Source organism: Aureicoccus marinus, assembly GCF_002954325.1.
GTDB classification, from domain to species: Bacteria; Bacteroidota; Bacteroidia; order Flavobacteriales; family Flavobacteriaceae; genus Aureicoccus; species Aureicoccus marinus.
Genome location: NZ_MQVX01000001.1, coordinates 1020269 through 1036300, shown reverse-complemented (window position 1 = coordinate 1036300; position 16032 = coordinate 1020269). Strand labels below are relative to the sequence as shown.

Genomic DNA, 16032 nt, shown 5'->3' with positions numbered 1-16032 from the left:
GGCTTTTTTTATTCTTCCAAATTTGATTTGGGCTGAATGCGCTCAAAAGATTCCAGCAATAGCGCGATGAAAATAACCAGAGCACATCCAATAAAGTTCAGTAGCAAGTAAGAGATGGAGGTGTTGAAAAAGATCAGCAGAACGATGATCTGGGTACCAATCGCTGCAAGGAATACAGCATTCCCCCGGATAAACTTGATAAAGAAGGCGATCAAAAAGATTCCGAGAACATTCCCGTAGAATATGGAACCAATGATGTTAACCAATTGAATCAGGTTTTCGAATAGGTTGGCTATGGAGGCAATTAGGATTGCCACAACGCCCCAAGCCAAGGTAAACAGTTGAGTGTATCGAACACTCTGTTTTTGGGTGAGTTCTTTTTTGTTGTGTCTTAAAAAGAGGTCAACCGTTGTCGTTGTTCCCAAAGCGTTGAGTTCTGAGGACGTAGACGACATGGCCGCCGAGAGAATAACGGCGAGTAGCAATCCAATTAACCCAGAGGGCAGGTTATTCAGAATAAAATGAATGAAGACAAAATCCTTGTCATTGGTTTCCTCTTGTGGGTCAACTTCCTTAATCAAGGTTCTGGCCGCTTCTCTGTTTCGCAATTCCTCTGCCTGCAAAGTCTTCATTTTAGTTTCTGAAGACTCCAAAAGAGTTAGGTCATTAAAATCCAGAGCGGCTGCAAACTCTGTATGAGCATGCGCTTTTTTATTCAGTAATTGGCGGTGATTCTCCTGAAGCATCTTATACTGCTCGGAGAGATGGGATTCTTGAACAGTTTCTTCAGCCTCCGGATTGAAGTGGAGAGGGGAGTCATTGAATTGGTAAAAGACAAAGACCATTACCCCGACGAGCAGAATAAAGAACTGCATGGGAATTTTGAGCAAGCCATTAAAGATCAATCCCCACTGACTCTCGGCGACAGAACGACCGGTAAGGTAGCGTTGCACCTGACTTTGGTCAGTACCGAAATAAGAGAGTGCCAGGAAAAACCCACCTGTTAGCCCGCTCAGCAGGGTGTACCGGTTATTGAGGTCTAAACTAAAATCTAGAATATTTAGTTTATCGCTGGAACCAGCGATTTTTAAAGCTTTTCCGAAAGTTATTTCTTCTGGCAGCGCTCCCAGGACATAGAAGAAAGCAAAAAACATCCCCACCATAATCACGAACATTTGTTGTTTTTGGGTAACGCTTACGGCCTGAGTTCCCCCACTGACGGTGTAGAGGATCACCAAGGTACCGATACCGATATTGAGATAAGTCAGTGACCATCCAAGAACAACCGAAAGGATGATCGCCGGGGCAAAGATGGTAATCCCAGCCGCCATACCCCGTTGGATCAAAAAGAGGATAGCGGTCAGCGTTCTCGTTTTGCTATCGAACGTTGTTCGAGTAATTCGTAGGCCGTATACACTTTTTTCGGTGGTAAATCGGAATAAATACCAAACAGATGACCACCATGGCCAAGGGTACCCCGAAATAAAATTGTACGAACTCCATCCATCGTGGTAGGCCTGTCCTGGGGTCGATAAAAAGGTAATGGCACTAGCCTGAGTCGCCATGACCGAAAGTCCAATGGCCCACCAAGGGGTATCCTTTCTTCCGCGAACATAGTCTTCTACAGACTCTCGACTACTTTTGGTCTTCCACCAGCCGTAAGCGACAATAGTTCCTAGGGTAAGGGCTAAAATGATCCAATCCAGCTTCTCCATGCTATCTATTTGAAGTCATGATGAGATAGAAAATAAGAATGTAGGCCGTATTGGCCAGCAGTACCCAGAAATAGATCGGTTTCCACTTGAACTTAATGGGTACGTCCTTTTGTTTTATGTCTTGTTCTGCTTCCTGCATGCCCCTGTGAATCTATTGTCCTGCTCCATAAGATACTAAGTTGGCAAACAACTTAAAGGCTCCCGGTACTCCGGCGGGTAGTTCTCTAAAGAAACTCAGTCCGGTGTACACATAGTGTCCCTTACCATACTCAGCAACCAAAAGTGAACCCTCCTGGGCATCTTCTCCTTTATCCGACATACTCAAAAGTGGGGTATAGGCTGAATCCCATTCACTGGGAAAGTAAAGACCTCTTTCTTGCACCCAATTCTCGAAGTCATCTTCGGTAATTTTATTTGGGCTGTTGAGCACGGGGTGCTTAGGATCCAGCAGTTGCACGGAGGCTGTTTCATCCGTTACTCGATTGCGAGAAAGCTTCATGGGGTAGGGACCAATATTCTCGAATTGCGACCTCCAGCGACCGGCGGTATTGTATTGAATAACCAGAGTACCTCCTTCTTTGACATAGTCTAAAAGAGCGGTCTGTTTAAACTTCAATGCTTCTAGGACATTGTAAGCACGAATACCCATAACCACCGCATCGTAAGAAGATAAACTCTTAGTCGATAAATTCTCTACAGGCAGTAAATCTACTTGGTACCCCAATTGTTCGAGACCCTGGGGTACACCATCACCGGCACCCATCACGTAACCTATTTTCTCTCCTTTGGTTTGAATGTCTAAACGCACCAGCTTCATTTCACTTTTCAGGGTGAGGGTCTGTTTGGGAATATGGTTATAATCGATTGCTTTTGTACCCAGTTCAAAGGTTTTACCGCCGCTGCTTGCTGTTGCTCTGAGGACTCCTGAGCTCGCTTTTTTTGGAGGATCAAGGGTAAATTCTAAATCAAGGGTTTCGCCAATTTTATCCAAAGTAAATTCCGCAGAGGCAGGAGTAATTTTCCAGCCGGAAGGAGCATCGATTTGAACGAGGCCTTTACTACCCGCTTTTAAGGCTTTAACCTGTAATTGAATCTTTTTACTCTCCGAATCATTCAGAATTCGAACATCCTGGTCAAACTGCAAAGAAATCTCTGGTAGTATATGGAAGGGCTCATAGAGTTCGCCTCGATCTGGACGGGCATAGCGATAGACCACAGGCAGGTTGATATCAATGGTCTGTGAGCCAATTTGTAAATCCAATTGAACACTTAATGGTGCAGGGGTTTCTGGATTTCCGATAAGAGTGACATCGTCCACCTGGTACATTCCAAGGGTTCCTGAGTAATTCAGCCAATAAGGACTGCTGTAAGCCAGATCAGCTGGGATTTGCACTGTAATCTCCTTCTCTGTCTTTTGGTTGTTTTGGAGTTGTAAAGACTCGAGATCCAAACTTTTCTGCCCTCCTTTCCAAAAAAGAGTCGCCTTTTCTATCTGTACATTTTGAGCGGAACGGTTGAGCAACTCCATACGCATTGTGAGCTCGTCTCCGGCATGTCCATAGGCTTGTGAAGCTCCTGCTTCCAAATACAAACCGCCGAATTCTAGAATGAGTTCACGTAATTCATCCAACTTATTATGGGCCAGTGGAGAAGGATTCTTAACGGTGATTTTTTTTAGTAAACTGAAAGCTTGTGCCAATTGAGGTAAGTGCTTCTCGGGTTGATCAAATTGGTAGTTTTTTTCGACTGCATAAAGAATTTCACCAACGGCCTTTCCACCAGGTAGGCGGGACCAGGAGGTGTCGATACCGTCGAAAATATCGGTATTGGATTGCAAAGGCATGCCTTTAAGAAGTTCTACGTATTCGTCTTGGCTCCCTCTTTGGTTCAATCGCCCAAATCCTTGACAGAGGTGTTGGCTACTGGCTTGTGAAGCGATTTCGTTGTTGGATTTACCCAGAAGAGGATAATAGACCCCGATATCCATCTTGACCAGGTTAGACTTGTCGGCTTCAGCGAACTTTTCTCGGCTTCCATAGAACCACCAACCCGTATTAAAGAATACTCTTTTGGGTTGCCACGCCTGAAGTTCACCGATTTGATCAGCATATTTACTTTGGTCTCCTGCCAGATCGAAGGCCTCCACGCTGAGCATGGCCGAAGCGGTATGATGACCATGGGTGCTTCCGGGAGTTCGATGATCGAAGCGGTTGATGATCACGTCTGGTTGAAATTTTCGTATCGCCCGAACAACATCTTTTAAAACCTCTTCTTTATCCCAAATACTAAAGGTCTCATCCGGATGCTTGGAATAGCCAAAATCTTTGGCCCGTGTAAACCACTGATGGCCGCCATCCTGACGCCGGGCTCCAAGTAGCTCCTGTGTTCTCAAAACACCGAGAGCCTCCCTTAGTTCAGGTCCAATAAGATTTTGCCCCCCATCTCCGCGGGTTACCGAAAGGTAAGTGGTGCGGGCTTTGGCCTTATTCGACAGGTAGGCGATTAACCGGGTGTTTTCGTCATCCGGGTGGGCTGCAATGTACATGGCGGTACCCAGAAAATTCAACTTCTGCAGACGGTGGTAGAGCTCTGCACTGGTACGTGAGGGTTTGGCCTGAGCGGCTACAAAAAGAGGCGTCAGGGCCAAAAAGAGTGCTATAATTCTTTTCATGGAGATTGATCTACAGCCAAATATACGGGGGACTCACCCCCTAGAAAGGTTGTTTTTAGAAAGCTTTAACAGCTAAAAATCCATTTCGAGTTCTTCCCTTGTGGCCACTTGTTTACCCAATAAACCTGCTCCTTTTTGAAGTAATAGGTTGTTCGGGTAGGTCAACATTTCGCCATTGTCTTTGACGAGAATGACGTTGAAGGCCTTGATGTCTAAAATGGTGGCCTCATCGGGAAAGTCCTTGTCGAGAATCCGAATGCGGTCTCCTATTTTAAAGGGATAGTAGAAAAAGAGAATGATTCCTGCCGTGATATTACTAAGAATGGACCAAGTAGCGAATAAGGCCACTCCGATAACGGCAAAGGTGGAAGAGATCACCACGCCCAGCTTTTCTAGGGGAACTCCCCAGATCACAATGATAAAACTGAGATTGATCAAGCCCAGAAGCATGGCCACATAGCGAACCACCAATCGAGTCCGAATGATGCTAAGTTGACTTTTGCGTCCGATACGTTTTATACCCTTAACGATGATAAAGCGAATCAGGTAAAAAACGATTAGACAGATTAAGGTGCCTAATAATTCGGTTTGATAGGTTCGAAAAAAGTCAGCCAAATAGGCGGGTATGGATTGTTGGAGGCGATCCTGCATAATGGGTTTATTGTAGTCCTAGACTATCTCTTAAGACCAAATGAACATTGCCGTTTTGTGACCAATACGGAGAGTTGAGTTGTCCTATTTTCTTCGCCGTGCTGGTCATGATTTGTGCATTAGGACCGTAACCATCTACATAGCTTTCGGACCAGCCTTCGATTTCATGTGGAAAGGCTGTTCTGAAATGAATTTCCAGCTTTCTATTCAGTTCGGGATACTTCAATGCATAAGTGCTTATACTGTCTTTTTCTCTAAGAACTGCTTTTGCCTTGAACGCTTGAAACGGAAGGTGCTTTAGACGAATGTATTCAAAGGCGGGTAAAATTTCTACATCTCCTTGTGGTAGAGAGTTCGGATCCATGCGCAACTGTGTCCAAAGTTCGTTTTCGAGTACGCTTTTGGATAGCTTTAATTGCTGATCCCCTTCGGATTCAAAGTAACTGTTGGCTTGGAGTTCAAACTCTTCTCGGTTGTTCAGCTGAGCGTAAACCTGACCACACCATTCCTGTACCGAATTGGTGACCTTGATCGCGTGTTGATTATTCGCTACTGGATAAAAGGTGCTGCTCATGATGGAATAGGGGTAAAGGCCCGTCAAAAACTTACGAGTCGAATTCAGTTTGAGCACCGAAACGGATTGGTCTCCTGCGCGATCAGCTTTAACCTGCTTCACAGCATTAAAAGGCTCTGTAACAAATACGAGTACCGCTTGCCCTTCACGCAATTCACCGTAGCGGGCCTGACTCAGGGCGTAAGAACTGATTTCTGCTTTTCCTGAGTACCAGTAACTGCGGAATGCTGAACTCAATTTTTGAGGCGGGTCTTTGGGAAGCGGGGTTTCGGCTTGGGTCGTCTCCTTTTCTGCAGTTTGAGTACAAGAAGTGAACAGCAATACAATAAGGCTAACGCTAATGAGGAAGTAGGTGTATAGAACAGAAAACTTCATACGTTTTACGGCTTTGTTTCAAATGTTAAAATTAGCCATTTCCCTTCGTCTTGGGGATATCCTTAACAGGATCTTAGAATTCACCTTATTCTTTCCAGAAGTCCTATATTCGAAAAAATACTTTTTTTGGAAAGCACCTTAGATCAGGTTCACATCAACTTCGATGCGGCATCACTCCATACGTTGAACATCGCTTTAGCCTTGGTTATGTTTGGGATTGCGCTGGAGATTAAGTGGTCTGATTTTAGGCAGATTAGCCAAAAGCCGCAGTGGGTTTTGGTTGGGGTGCTCAGTCAATTTTTAGTCTTGCCGGCGATAACTTTTGTACTTGTTTGGGCGGTTAAACCCATGCCAGGTTTAGCCCTGGGAATGATGTTAGTCGCTGCCTGCCCCGGTGGAAATGTTTCGAATTTTATGACCCATTTAGCCAGGGGTAATAGTGCGTTGTCGGTAACGCTCACGGCCATTGCTACGATGTGCGCCGTTTTTATGACCCCTCTAAACCTTCGATTTTGGGCGGGGATGTATCCTCCAGCAGCAGAAATCCTTGAAAAAGTAGCCATCGATCCCCTTGAAATGGCACGCCTGGTAGCTTTGCTTCTCGCGGTTCCCTTGATCTTCGGAATGCTCTTTAACCACTGGTTCCCTGCATTATCTAAGCGACTTTCTTCTTTCTTTAAAATAGGATCACTCTTGTTTTTTGCGGTTTTAGTCGTCTTGGCTCTGGCCAAGAACTGGGGCATTTTTTTAGAGTATATACATTACGTCTTATTCTTGGTGTTACTGCACAATGCCTTGGCCTTTGGCAATGGATATGGCCTAGCTCGTTTATTTGGTTTAAAAAGAAAAGAAACTAAGACCATTACCCTGGAAACGGGTATTCAGAATTCCGGATTGGGACTGCTTCTCATCTTCCTATTCTTTGATGGGTTGGGCAGTATGGCACTTATCACGGCCTTTTGGGGGATTTGGCACCTGATCAGTGGAACAGGATTGGCTCTTTTATGGAGCAGAGCAAAAGAGGATTCGGGCTTATGAAGCGCTATGGATTCCTCTATTTGGTCTTGAAGAGTTTTATCCGACTCGGGCTGTATTTCTATTTTCGGGTAAGAAAGATTTTCGGCTTAGATAAGATCCCTCAAGACAGACCAGTTTTACTTTTATCCAACCACCAGAACGCCTTATTGGATGTTCTCTTAATCACTTCACGTTATCCTAGGCCCATGCACTATTTGGCCCGCTCAGACGTCTTCAAAAGAAAATGGATTGGGGCTTTTCTGCGCAATTTACAGATGCATCCTGCTTTTCGTTTAAGAGATGGTTATGAAAAGCTTTCAGGGAATTACAAAACCTTTGAAGAGGTCGCCGAAGTGCTGAGACAAAGGGAACATGTGTTGCTCTTTCCTGAAGCCAGCCACTGTCTTGACCGAAGAGTTCGTCCTCTGAATAAGGGTTTTACCCGACTACTGGTTTCTACCCTAAAAGAGCAGCCCGATTTAGACTTGGTTATTGTTCCTGTTGGGCAAAACTATACAGCTCCCCTTCAGGCGGGTGAATCTTCTCATATTCATATTGGGGAACCACTCGATCTTCAGGCTTGGATAAAAAATAACAAAGAGGAGGAGGAAAACTTTCTTGAAAGCCGTCGATTCGCTAGGGCATTGACCCTAGAAGTGGAAGAGCGTTTAAAAGACTTGACGACTCATTTAGCACCTTTCCAACACTATGAAGATCACTTGCAAACCCTGGAAAGCTTAGATTATGATTTTAGAATTCCGCTCCGTTGGGAGTCGGAAGAACCACCGGAGAGTGCGCTCAAAGGGGAAGTTGTTTCTCCTATTGCTCGAAGCGCTTTTAGACTTCTCAATGCCCCCTTTATTTTGTTTTGGAAGAAGGTCCTGAAGCCTCGTGTACCCGAAACGGAATTTACTTCGACCTTTCGCTTTGCCTTCGCCCTGTTGGGTTATTCGTTTTCTTTTGCCGCCCTCTTTTTCATTGTAGGTGTTGGTATGGGGCAGTATCGGCTTTACTTTGGATTCACCTTACTTTTTCTACTCTTAAACAGGGTTTTTGTTCGAATGGGCATTACACAAAAGAGGCCAGCTGCTGATAGAGTAGCTGAACCGGAAGACCAACCACATTAAAGTAAGAGCCTTCAATCCCTTCGATACCGATTAAGCCGATCCATTCTTGAATTCCATAAGCGCCGGCCTTGTCAAAGGGTTGGCACTGTTCGATATAATAGTCAATCTCCTCCTCAGAAAGGGCAGTGAATTTTACTCGAGTTGTTTGGCTTCCAACCCATTGCTTGTTTGAAGTGGTTAGGCAGAGACCGCTAATCACCTCATGCCAATTACCGGAAAGGGCACCTAGCATAGAACGGGCTTCCGCCTTATTAGCCGCCTTGGCCAAGGAGACGCCCTTGTGCCAGACCACCGTGTCCGAGGTAATTATAATTTGCTTTTCGGTAGGGGTGAATGGACTCGCTTTGAGCTTGGCCAAGTATTCCGCTATCTCGGCTCCCTGAAGTTCGGAAGGGTAATTTTCTTCAACAGAACGTGCATCCACCCTAAAATCAAATCCCAGATCGGTGAGCAGTTGTTTTCTTCTTGGGGAACCCGAAGCGAGTATCAACTCTTTTTGGGCCAAGGTATTGAATAGGAAAGGCCTCATGCAGAAGTGGTGTTACCGGCTTCTCTGGGCCAATCTCCTCTAACCTTGAGTACTTGTTCAATAATATCCCGAACACAGCCGTCGCCACCATTCTTGTGCGAAACATAGTCCGAAATCGCTTTCACCTCCGCTACGGCATTTTGGGGACAAGTGGCCAATCCAACCCTTTGCATAGGCGGAATATCAGGGATGTCATCACCCATATAGACGGTCTCTTTCTCTTCGATATCATAAATGTCCAGGAATTCATCAAGAGGATCGGCCTTGTGATGAGCCCCCATATAAATATCGGTAACACCTAAGCCACGAAGACGTTCTCGTACGCCCTCATTGGTACCACCGGTAATGATACAGACCCGGTAGCCTTTCTGCAAAGCAATTTTCAGGGCAAAACCGTCTTTGACATTCATCTTACGGAGAAGTTCACCCGATTCGGTAACCAATAAATTCCCATCCGTGAAAACACCGTCAACGTCAAAAATGAAGGTCGTGATGTCTTTGAGGTATTCTTTGTAATTCTTTTTCATCCTTTTTTAAGGTTCTTGTCTTTTTGGTAGTAGGCCGTTATAGATTGGCTAATGGCCTGGTATAATTTCTTTTCGTCTTTTGTTTTGAGCAAATCCAGGTGAGCGTCCAGAGTAGCCTGATCTGCTCTTCGTGCTGGACCCGTTTGCGCCTGTTCGGCTCCCATTGCTTTTGCTTTGGCCAAGGTTTCATCCAAAAGGGGATAGAGCAATTCAGCATCGATTCCGGCTTCAGTGGCAATGTCTTGTGCGCGAGCAATCATGTGGTTGCTGAAATTGTTGATAAACACGGCCGCTAGATGCATAATTCGTCTTTGGCTGCTGTCCATCCGAAAAACGGTTTTTGATAGGCTAGAGGCCAGGCCTTCTAGCTGTTGGTAATCCTCTTCGTTTTCGGCTTCTATTCCGATGGGTAGATCCGAAAAGGAGCTCTTTCTGCCTTTGGTAAAACTCTGTAAGGGATAAAAAACGCCTCTTCGAATGGTGGCCGGCAGATCGCGCAGATCCACACTGCCTGAGCAATGCGCCCACAAGCCTTTGTTTTGCGCTTTTTCGCCCAGAGATATAATCGCTCTATCGCTCACCGCTAAAAGATAGAGGTCGGCCTCACTGAGTTCTTCCCAATTTGTTGTGGTCGGGCAACTACACGAAAGTGTTTTCAGGCTTTCTGCATTTCGACTGAAGACCTGAATCAGCTGGATATTAGGGTTCTGCTCAAAGATCTCAATGAGGTTCCAAGCCAAGTTTCCGCTTCCAATGACAATTACTTTCACCGCGCACAAAAATACATAAAAGCGCTACGGAACTCCTAGAGGAATCCTATGGATACAATTTCCGTTAAATATGTGCTACAGGATCTGGCCTTCAAACGAAAAGGCCTTAGTTTTGCATTTTGAAATAGTACTTTCCATGCTTGATACACTCAAAAAAGTCCTCTTCTCCACCAAGCTCACCGCTGTTCTTTTCTTGGTCTTTTCTCTGGCCATGGCTTTAGGAACTTTTATTGAAAGCTGGTACAGCACAGAGACGGCTCGAATCTATATCTACAATGCTACTTGGTTTGAGGTCATCATGGTCTTTTTTGTGATCAACTTTATTGGAAATATTGAGCGCTATCGTCTTTGGCGGTGGGAGAAGTGGCCACTTTTGGCCTTGCACCTCTCTTGGATACTGATTATTGTCGGCGCTGGAGTAACGCGTTACATAAGTTTTGAAGGCATGATGCCCATCAGAGAAGGGGAGTCAGAAAAAGTATTTTACTCCGATAAGACCTATTTGTCTTTGCTGGTCGACGGAGATATCAACGGAGAATTACAAAGAAAGACGATTGAAGACGAGCTTTTGGCAACTCCAGAAGGAAAGCGTGGAAGTCTGCCTTGGAAATCCGACTTTAACGGTCAGCGGTTCGATGTTCGTTACAAAGGTTTTATCCGCGGGGTAAAGGAGGGTGTAATTGAAAATCCCAATGGACAGTCCCTGTTGAAAATTGTTGAGGCCGGAGATGGGCAGCGACATGAGCACTACCTTGAATCGGGGAAGGTCAATTCAATTCACAACGTACTTTTTGCTTTAAACAACTACACCAAAGGGGCTATTAACATCAACACGACCGATGGAGGTTATACCATAGATTCTCCTTTTGAAGGTTCCTTTATGCGGATGGCGGATCAATTTCAAGGTCAGGTGGCCGCAGATTCTGTACAGGAGTTGCAATTGCGCTCTTTGTACCAGATGGCAGGAATGCAATTCGTATTTCCAGAACCACTAATCAAGGGTTCCTATGGGATCGTCAAATTGCCAGAGGAGGAGGTGACCAAGGAGTCGGCCGATGCCATTGTTCTCGAGTTTAGAACAGGAGGGCAAAGTGTGACCAAAGAAATTATGGGAGGAAAGGGCCGCAGAGAATTTTCAGATCCCTTTACACTTGGAGGATTGACTTTTAGTGCGAGTTATGGTTCTAAAATACACGAACTGCCCTTTTCTATTCGACTAAATGACTTTATCGCCGAAAAGTACCCGGGAACCGAGCGATCCTATTCGTCTTTCATGAGCCGTATCACGGTAGAGGACGAGCGCTCTTTTGATTACGATATTTACATGAATCACATCTTGGATCACCAGGGGTACCGCTTTTTTCAATCGAGTTTTCAGCCGGATGAAAAGGGAACAGTGCTTTCGGTTAATCACGACGCCTGGGGAACCTGGATTAGCTATATCGGCTACTTCTTGTTGTATGCTGGACTTTTGGGCTTGATGTTCTTTGGAAAAACACGTTTCAAGGAACTGGCGAATTCACTAGAAAAGCTCAAGAAAAAGAAAAAGGCGTTGATGGAGGCCAATCGTGCGAAAGAGGCGGCAATGGCCTTGATCCTGTTTTTCTCTATTGGTGGGCTGCAAGCACAACAAGCCGATGATCATGCTCATGGGACCTTGCCTACACAGGCTCAGGTAGACTCCATGATCATTGCCAATACGGTTGCTCCGGAACATGCCGCTTTATTTGGATCCTTGGTCATTCAGGACGACGAGGGACGGATGAAACCGATCAATACCTTTTCTTCTGAGTTACTGCGAAAATTGAGTTTCAAAAACAGTTACCAGAACCTCAATCCAGATCAAGTCTTGCTTTCGATGATGTTAAATCCTGGTTTGTGGTTCAATACGGAGTTTATCGCTCTGGATAAGAAGGCTCAAAATGACAGTATCCGAAAGATCATTGGTGTTGAAAAGGGGCAGAAGTATGTCAAGGTGGTGGATTTCTTTGATGGAGAAGGAAACAACAAGTTGCAGCCTTATCTGATGGATGCCTATGCGACCAATGTACCGAATAAATTCCAGCAGGACTTTAAGGACGTGGATTTACGATTGGGACTTCTCAATCGAGGGCTGACCGGTGAAATTGTCAAAATCTTTCCCCTTCTGGATGATCCGAATAACAAATGGATCTCGGCCCTTGAGTTTCGTTCAGGTAACTTTCAAGTCAGTGACAGCCTCTACGCGAATTTTGTACGCAACGGAATGCCTTACTACTTATCGGAGTTGCAGAAGGCCATTCAAACCGGTGACTATACCGAAGCGGATAAGATGGTTAAAGCTTTTAAAAAGAACCAGAGAAATCACGGATCTGAGGTGCTTCCGTCGGAAAGAAAGATCAATACAGAAATCCGCTACAACAAGCTGGATATCTTCAATAAACTCTATCGTTACTACGCCTTATTTGGACTCTTGTTGTTCTTTGTTTTGGTCGCGCAAATCTTTAAGGACCGCAAGGTCTGGCGTGTCATCGTCCGAACCTTTCAGGTATTGATCATTTTGTCTTTTGTATATCACACCTTTGGGTTGATAATGCGTTGGTATATTTCAGGACACGCGCCCTGGAGTGATGCCTATGAGAGTATCCTTTATGTCGCTTGGGCGACCATGGGGATGGGCTTGGCTTTGGGCAGAAAGAGTAATTTGACTCTGGCTGCCAGTACCTTCGTTGCCAGTATTCTTTTGTGGATTGCGCACCAAAGTTGGGTTGATCCTTCCATTGCCAACCTCCAACCGGTTTTAGATAGTTACTGGTTGATGATTCACGTGGCTGTAATTGTAGGGAGTTATGGACCTCTTACGGTCGGTATGATCCTCGGTGTTGTTTCCTTGATTCTTATTCTCCTGACCAACCAACAGAACAAGGATCGGATGAAAATCAGTTTAAAAGAAATCACCATTGTCAATGAGCTTACCCTGACCATCGGTCTGGTAATGCTAACCATCGGAAATTTCCTTGGGGGTCAATGGGCCAATGAAAGCTGGGGCCGCTATTGGGGTTGGGATCCAAAAGAAACCTGGGCCCTGATTTCTATCTTGATTTACGCTTTTGTCTTGCACATGCGATTAGTTCCTGCCCTGAGAGGACAGTGGCTCTTCAATTTTGCCAGTGTGGTCGCCTTTGCCAGTATCATGATGACCTATTTTGGAGTGAATTTTTACTTGGTAGGCCTTCATAGCTACGCCAGTGGGGATCAGGTAATCACCCCTGCATTCGTCTGGTATACAGTCCTTGGAGTTCTTATTTTGGGAGGTTTTAGTTGGCGTAAATACCGCATTTGGTACCGCTAAATTTTGCGGTACCTATTTTTTTGCATTTTTGGGCCATTATGAAGTCCTAAGTAGCCCTTTTCCGGAAACCTTTTGCATCCTCCTGGTGCACCATATCCCTGTTCTTTTGGTAGAATCAAGGTATTCACAGCCTTCCAAAGTACTTCATAATGACTCAAGATAATACAAATAAACATTCTCTTTTTAGCACCTTCATGCAGGCGATTAAAGGCGGGCACGAAGATTTTACAACAGGTTCTATCCGCAAAGCTATTTTCTTATTGGCGGTTCCCATGATTCTGGAAATGCTCATGGAATCTATTTTTGCTTTAGTCGATATCATTTATGTTTCTCAGGTTAGTGAAAATGCAGTCGCCACTGTTGGACTAACGGAATCTGTAATTACGCTACTCTATGCCGTGGCTATTGGACTAAGTATGGCTGCAACTGCTCTGGTAGCCAGAAGGGTCGGCGAGAAGCAGATCAATAAGGCCCGATCCGCTGCGGTACAGGCCTTGATTTTGGGTGTTCTAGTGGCCATTATAGTAGGATTTCTAGGAGTTTCTTACGCTAAGGATATTCTGCATTTTATGGGTGGAAGCCCGGAACTGATCGAGGAGGGGCATGGTTATACCCAGTGGCTTTTGGGTGGCAACATGACCATTATGTTGTTGTTCTTGATCAATGCTGTATATCGCGGGGCCGGAGATGCCTCTCTGGCCATGTGGGCTTTAGTGCTCTCCAATGGATTAAACCTCATTCTGGATCCCATTTTTATTTTTGGCTGGGGGCCTGTACCGGAGTATGGCGTAATGGGTGCAGGTATCGCGACCAATATTGGGCGAGGAACCGCAGTCGTTTTTCAGCTGATTATTCTCTTTAGTGGACGAAGTCGTATTCAGTTGTTCCTGAGTGATATTAAAGTCGAGGCTGACCAAATGTGGAACCTGATAAAGGTTTCTGCTGGAGGGATATCTCAGTTTTTAATCGGTACTTCCAGTTGGGTCATTCTGATGTATATGATGGCCAAATTTGGAACCGATGTATTGGCGGGTTATACCATTGCCATCCGGGTAATGATGTTTACTCTTATGCCTTCTTGGGGCATGAGCAATGCCGCAGCCACGCTTGTTGGCCAAAATCTCGGAGCCGGAAAGCCTGATCGGGCCGAAAAATCGGTATGGACAACCGGCCGCTACAACGCCTATTTTATGGGCGTGGTATCTGTTTTTTATTTGCTCTTCGCCAAAACGATCATCGGCCTTTTAGTTGAAAACCCGGTGGTGATAGACAATGGTGCTCTATGTTTACAAGTGATTGCTGCGGGCTATCTGTTTTACGCTTATGGAATGGTGTTGACCCAGGCCTTCAATGGTTCGGGCGATACCCAAACACCAACCCGAATCAATTTAGTGTCTTTCTGGTGTTTTCAACTGCCAGTAGCCTACTTACTGGCATTTGCATTGGACTTTGGTCCTCTGGGAGTCTTCATAGCGATTACGACTTCCGAGGTTCTATTGGCCATCATCTCCTGGGTTCTTTTCAAAAAGGGGAAGTGGAAGACGTTTCAGGTCTAGTCCTTACCTTTGAACCTATGAATAAGAACAGTGCAGAACAGCGGAATTTGGGTCTGAATACGACCTGTACCCATGTTGGTGAAATTGCAGATGAACAGTTCAAGGGCGCGGTTTCTCCGCTTTATATGAGCAGTTCATATGCTTATGAAGATGTCGATGTAAAACGCTATCCGCGTTATTTCAATACCCCGAATCAGGAAGCTTTATCGATCAAATTAGCAGCCCTAGAAAAGGCAGAGGCAGCCCTAGTGTTTGGGAGCGGAATGGCGGCTATTGCGACCAGTATGATGTGCTTGCTTCAGGCAGGTGATCATGTGGTATTTCAGCAATCCCTGTATGGGGGTACCTATCATTTCGCTAACTCACAGCTGAGGCGGTATGGAATGGATTTCAACTTTACCACAGGCACGAGCCTATCGGAGTTTAAAGCTGCTGTCAAGCCCAATACTAAAGTCATTTACCTCGAAACCCCCTCCAACCCGCTCTTGGCGATTACTCCCTTAAAGGAAATCGCAGAATGGGCCAAAGCAGAGGACTATATTACGGTGATTGATAACACTTTTGCCAGTCCGGTCAACCAAAATCCAATTGAACTTGGCATTGACCTGGTTATCCACAGTGCGACTAAATACCTAGGAGGTCATTCGGACCTCTGCGCTGGAGCAGTTATGAGCAGCGAGGAATTAATCAAACAGGTATGGGAAGCCGGGATATGTTATGGAGGCAGTTTGAGTGATTATACCGTTTGGATGTTGGAGAGAAGTATAAAAACCTTGGGCATACGGGTAGAGCGACAAAACAGCAACGCGATGGCCATGGCTGAATGGTTGGCTCAACAGCCCGAAGTGAAACAAGTATACTACCCTGGGCTAACAACACATCCCGGACACGAACTCGCTATAAGTCAAATGAGTGGTTTCGGAGGGATGATGTCTTTTGACTTACAAGATCACCTAAGCGCTGAAACGGTATTGGAAGCAACCCAAATTATTAAAGCGTCCATGAGTCTTGCCGGAGTGGAGAGTACCGCCTTGTTGCCTTCTAAAACCTCTCACTCTTTGATGGATAAAGAAGACCGTTTAAAGCAAGGGATTTCGGATCAGTTGATCCGTTTTTCTGTTGGTATAGAAGAGCCCGAAGATTTACAACGCGATTGGAAGCAGGCCTTCGCTAAGGCACAATAAGAAAA

The 16032-nt window shown here is 45.3% G+C and carries 13 protein-coding genes; 5 read left to right on the top strand and 8 right to left on the bottom strand.

The annotated features are described in order from the left end of the window. Window positions 1–8: 8 nt before the first annotated feature. From BST99_RS04830 to BST99_RS04815, 5 genes are all read right to left on the bottom strand, one after another. On the bottom strand, window positions 9–1715 hold the full coding sequence (locus tag BST99_RS04830; protein ID WP_245916183.1) for a sodium:solute symporter: 1707 nt from the start codon (window positions 1713–1715) through the stop codon (window positions 9–11). Between the two features lies 1 nt (window position 1716). Then, entirely contained in the window at window positions 1717–1854 is a 138-nt protein-coding gene (locus BST99_RS14290) for a hypothetical protein (RefSeq protein WP_181044146.1), read from the bottom strand. A 12-nt stretch (window positions 1855–1866) separates the two neighbouring features. Next, window positions 1867–4386, bottom strand: coding sequence for a PIG-L family deacetylase (locus BST99_RS04825; protein ID WP_105000792.1), 2520 nt, complete (start codon window positions 4384–4386; stop codon window positions 1867–1869). 72 nt (window positions 4387–4458) lie between these two features. Further along, window positions 4459–5037: a mechanosensitive ion channel domain-containing protein gene (locus BST99_RS04820; protein ID WP_219843805.1), complete on the bottom strand. Its 579-nt coding sequence runs from the start codon at window positions 5035–5037 to the stop codon at window positions 4459–4461. A 7-nt stretch (window positions 5038–5044) separates the two neighbouring features. Further along, window positions 5045–5986 carry a septum formation inhibitor Maf gene (locus tag BST99_RS04815; RefSeq protein ID WP_105000791.1) on the bottom strand — a complete coding sequence of 314 codons (942 nt, stop codon included), beginning with the start codon at window positions 5984–5986 and terminating at the stop codon, window positions 5045–5047. Window positions 5987–6112: 126 nt separating this feature from the next. On the opposite strand from BST99_RS04815, the gene BST99_RS04810 reads away from it, so the two are divergent. Continuing rightward, entirely contained in the window at window positions 6113–7024 is a 912-nt protein-coding gene (locus BST99_RS04810) for a bile acid:sodium symporter family protein (protein WP_105000790.1), read from the top strand. Next, complete coding sequence (locus BST99_RS04805) at window positions 6991–8130, top strand: 1-acyl-sn-glycerol-3-phosphate acyltransferase (protein ID WP_105000789.1); 1140 nt, start codon at window positions 6991–6993, stop codon at window positions 8128–8130. Before BST99_RS04810 ends, BST99_RS04805 begins: the two co-directional genes overlap by 34 nt. Here BST99_RS04805 and BST99_RS04800 read toward each other — a convergent pair. The 3 genes from BST99_RS04800 to BST99_RS04790 are packed head-to-tail and all read right to left on the bottom strand — an operon-like array spanning window position 8072 to window position 9956. Continuing rightward, window positions 8072–8659, bottom strand: coding sequence for a Maf family nucleotide pyrophosphatase (locus BST99_RS04800; protein WP_105000788.1), 588 nt, complete (start codon window positions 8657–8659; stop codon window positions 8072–8074). The two genes, BST99_RS04805 and BST99_RS04800, sit on opposite strands and share 59 nt — an antisense overlap. Next, window positions 8656–9186 (bottom strand): KdsC family phosphatase, encoded by a 531-nt coding sequence (locus tag BST99_RS04795; RefSeq protein ID WP_105000787.1) that lies wholly within the window; start codon window positions 9184–9186, stop codon window positions 8656–8658. The genes BST99_RS04800 and BST99_RS04795 overlap by 4 nt, the downstream gene beginning before the upstream one ends. Then, window positions 9183–9956, bottom strand: coding sequence for a Rossmann-like and DUF2520 domain-containing protein (locus BST99_RS04790; RefSeq protein ID WP_181044145.1), 774 nt, complete (start codon window positions 9954–9956; stop codon window positions 9183–9185). The genes BST99_RS04795 and BST99_RS04790 overlap by 4 nt, the downstream gene beginning before the upstream one ends. Before the next feature lie 136 nt (window positions 9957–10092). On the opposite strand from BST99_RS04790, the gene ccsA reads away from it, so the two are divergent. From ccsA to BST99_RS04775, 3 genes are all read left to right on the top strand, one after another. Next, entirely contained in the window at window positions 10093–13287 is a 3195-nt protein-coding gene (gene ccsA, locus BST99_RS04785; RefSeq protein WP_105000785.1) for a cytochrome c biogenesis protein, read from the top strand. A gap of 149 nt (window positions 13288–13436) precedes the next feature. Further along, window positions 13437–14843, top strand: a complete 1407-nt coding sequence (locus BST99_RS04780) for an MATE family efflux transporter (protein ID WP_105000784.1) — start codon at window positions 13437–13439, stop codon at window positions 14841–14843. A gap of 17 nt (window positions 14844–14860) precedes the next feature. Further along, on the top strand, window positions 14861–16027 hold the full coding sequence (locus tag BST99_RS04775) for a trans-sulfuration enzyme family protein (RefSeq protein ID WP_105000783.1): 1167 nt from the start codon (window positions 14861–14863) through the stop codon (window positions 16025–16027). Window positions 16028–16032 lie beyond the last annotated feature (5 nt).

Excerpts from the sequence above, each read along its gene's own strand:
- BST99_RS04830 (WP_245916183.1), bottom strand. The coding sequence starts at position 1,715 with ATGGAGAAGCTGGATTGGATCATTTTAGCCCTTACCCTAGGAACTATT.
- BST99_RS04800 (WP_105000788.1), bottom strand. The coding sequence starts at position 8,659 with ATGAGGCCTTTCCTATTCAATACCTTGGCCCAAAAAGAGTTGATACTC.
- ccsA (WP_105000785.1), top strand. The coding sequence starts at position 10,093 with ATGCTTGATACACTCAAAAAAGTCCTCTTCTCCACCAAGCTCACCGCT.
- BST99_RS04780 (WP_105000784.1), top strand. The coding sequence starts at position 13,437 with ATGACTCAAGATAATACAAATAAACATTCTCTTTTTAGCACCTTCATG.
- BST99_RS04815 (WP_105000791.1), bottom strand. The coding sequence starts at position 5,986 with ATGAAGTTTTCTGTTCTATACACCTACTTCCTCATTAGCGTTAGCCTT.
- BST99_RS04775 (WP_105000783.1), top strand. The coding sequence starts at position 14,861 with ATGAATAAGAACAGTGCAGAACAGCGGAATTTGGGTCTGAATACGACC.
- BST99_RS04820 (WP_219843805.1), bottom strand. The coding sequence starts at position 5,037 with ATGCAGGATCGCCTCCAACAATCCATACCCGCCTATTTGGCTGACTTT.
- BST99_RS14290 (WP_181044146.1), bottom strand. The coding sequence starts at position 1,854 with ATGCAGGAAGCAGAACAAGACATAAAACAAAAGGACGTACCCATTAAG.
- BST99_RS04805 (WP_105000789.1), top strand. The coding sequence starts at position 6,991 with ATGGAGCAGAGCAAAAGAGGATTCGGGCTTATGAAGCGCTATGGATTC.
- BST99_RS04795 (WP_105000787.1), bottom strand. The coding sequence starts at position 9,186 with ATGAAAAAGAATTACAAAGAATACCTCAAAGACATCACGACCTTCATT.
- BST99_RS04825 (WP_105000792.1), bottom strand. The coding sequence starts at position 4,386 with ATGAAAAGAATTATAGCACTCTTTTTGGCCCTGACGCCTCTTTTTGTA.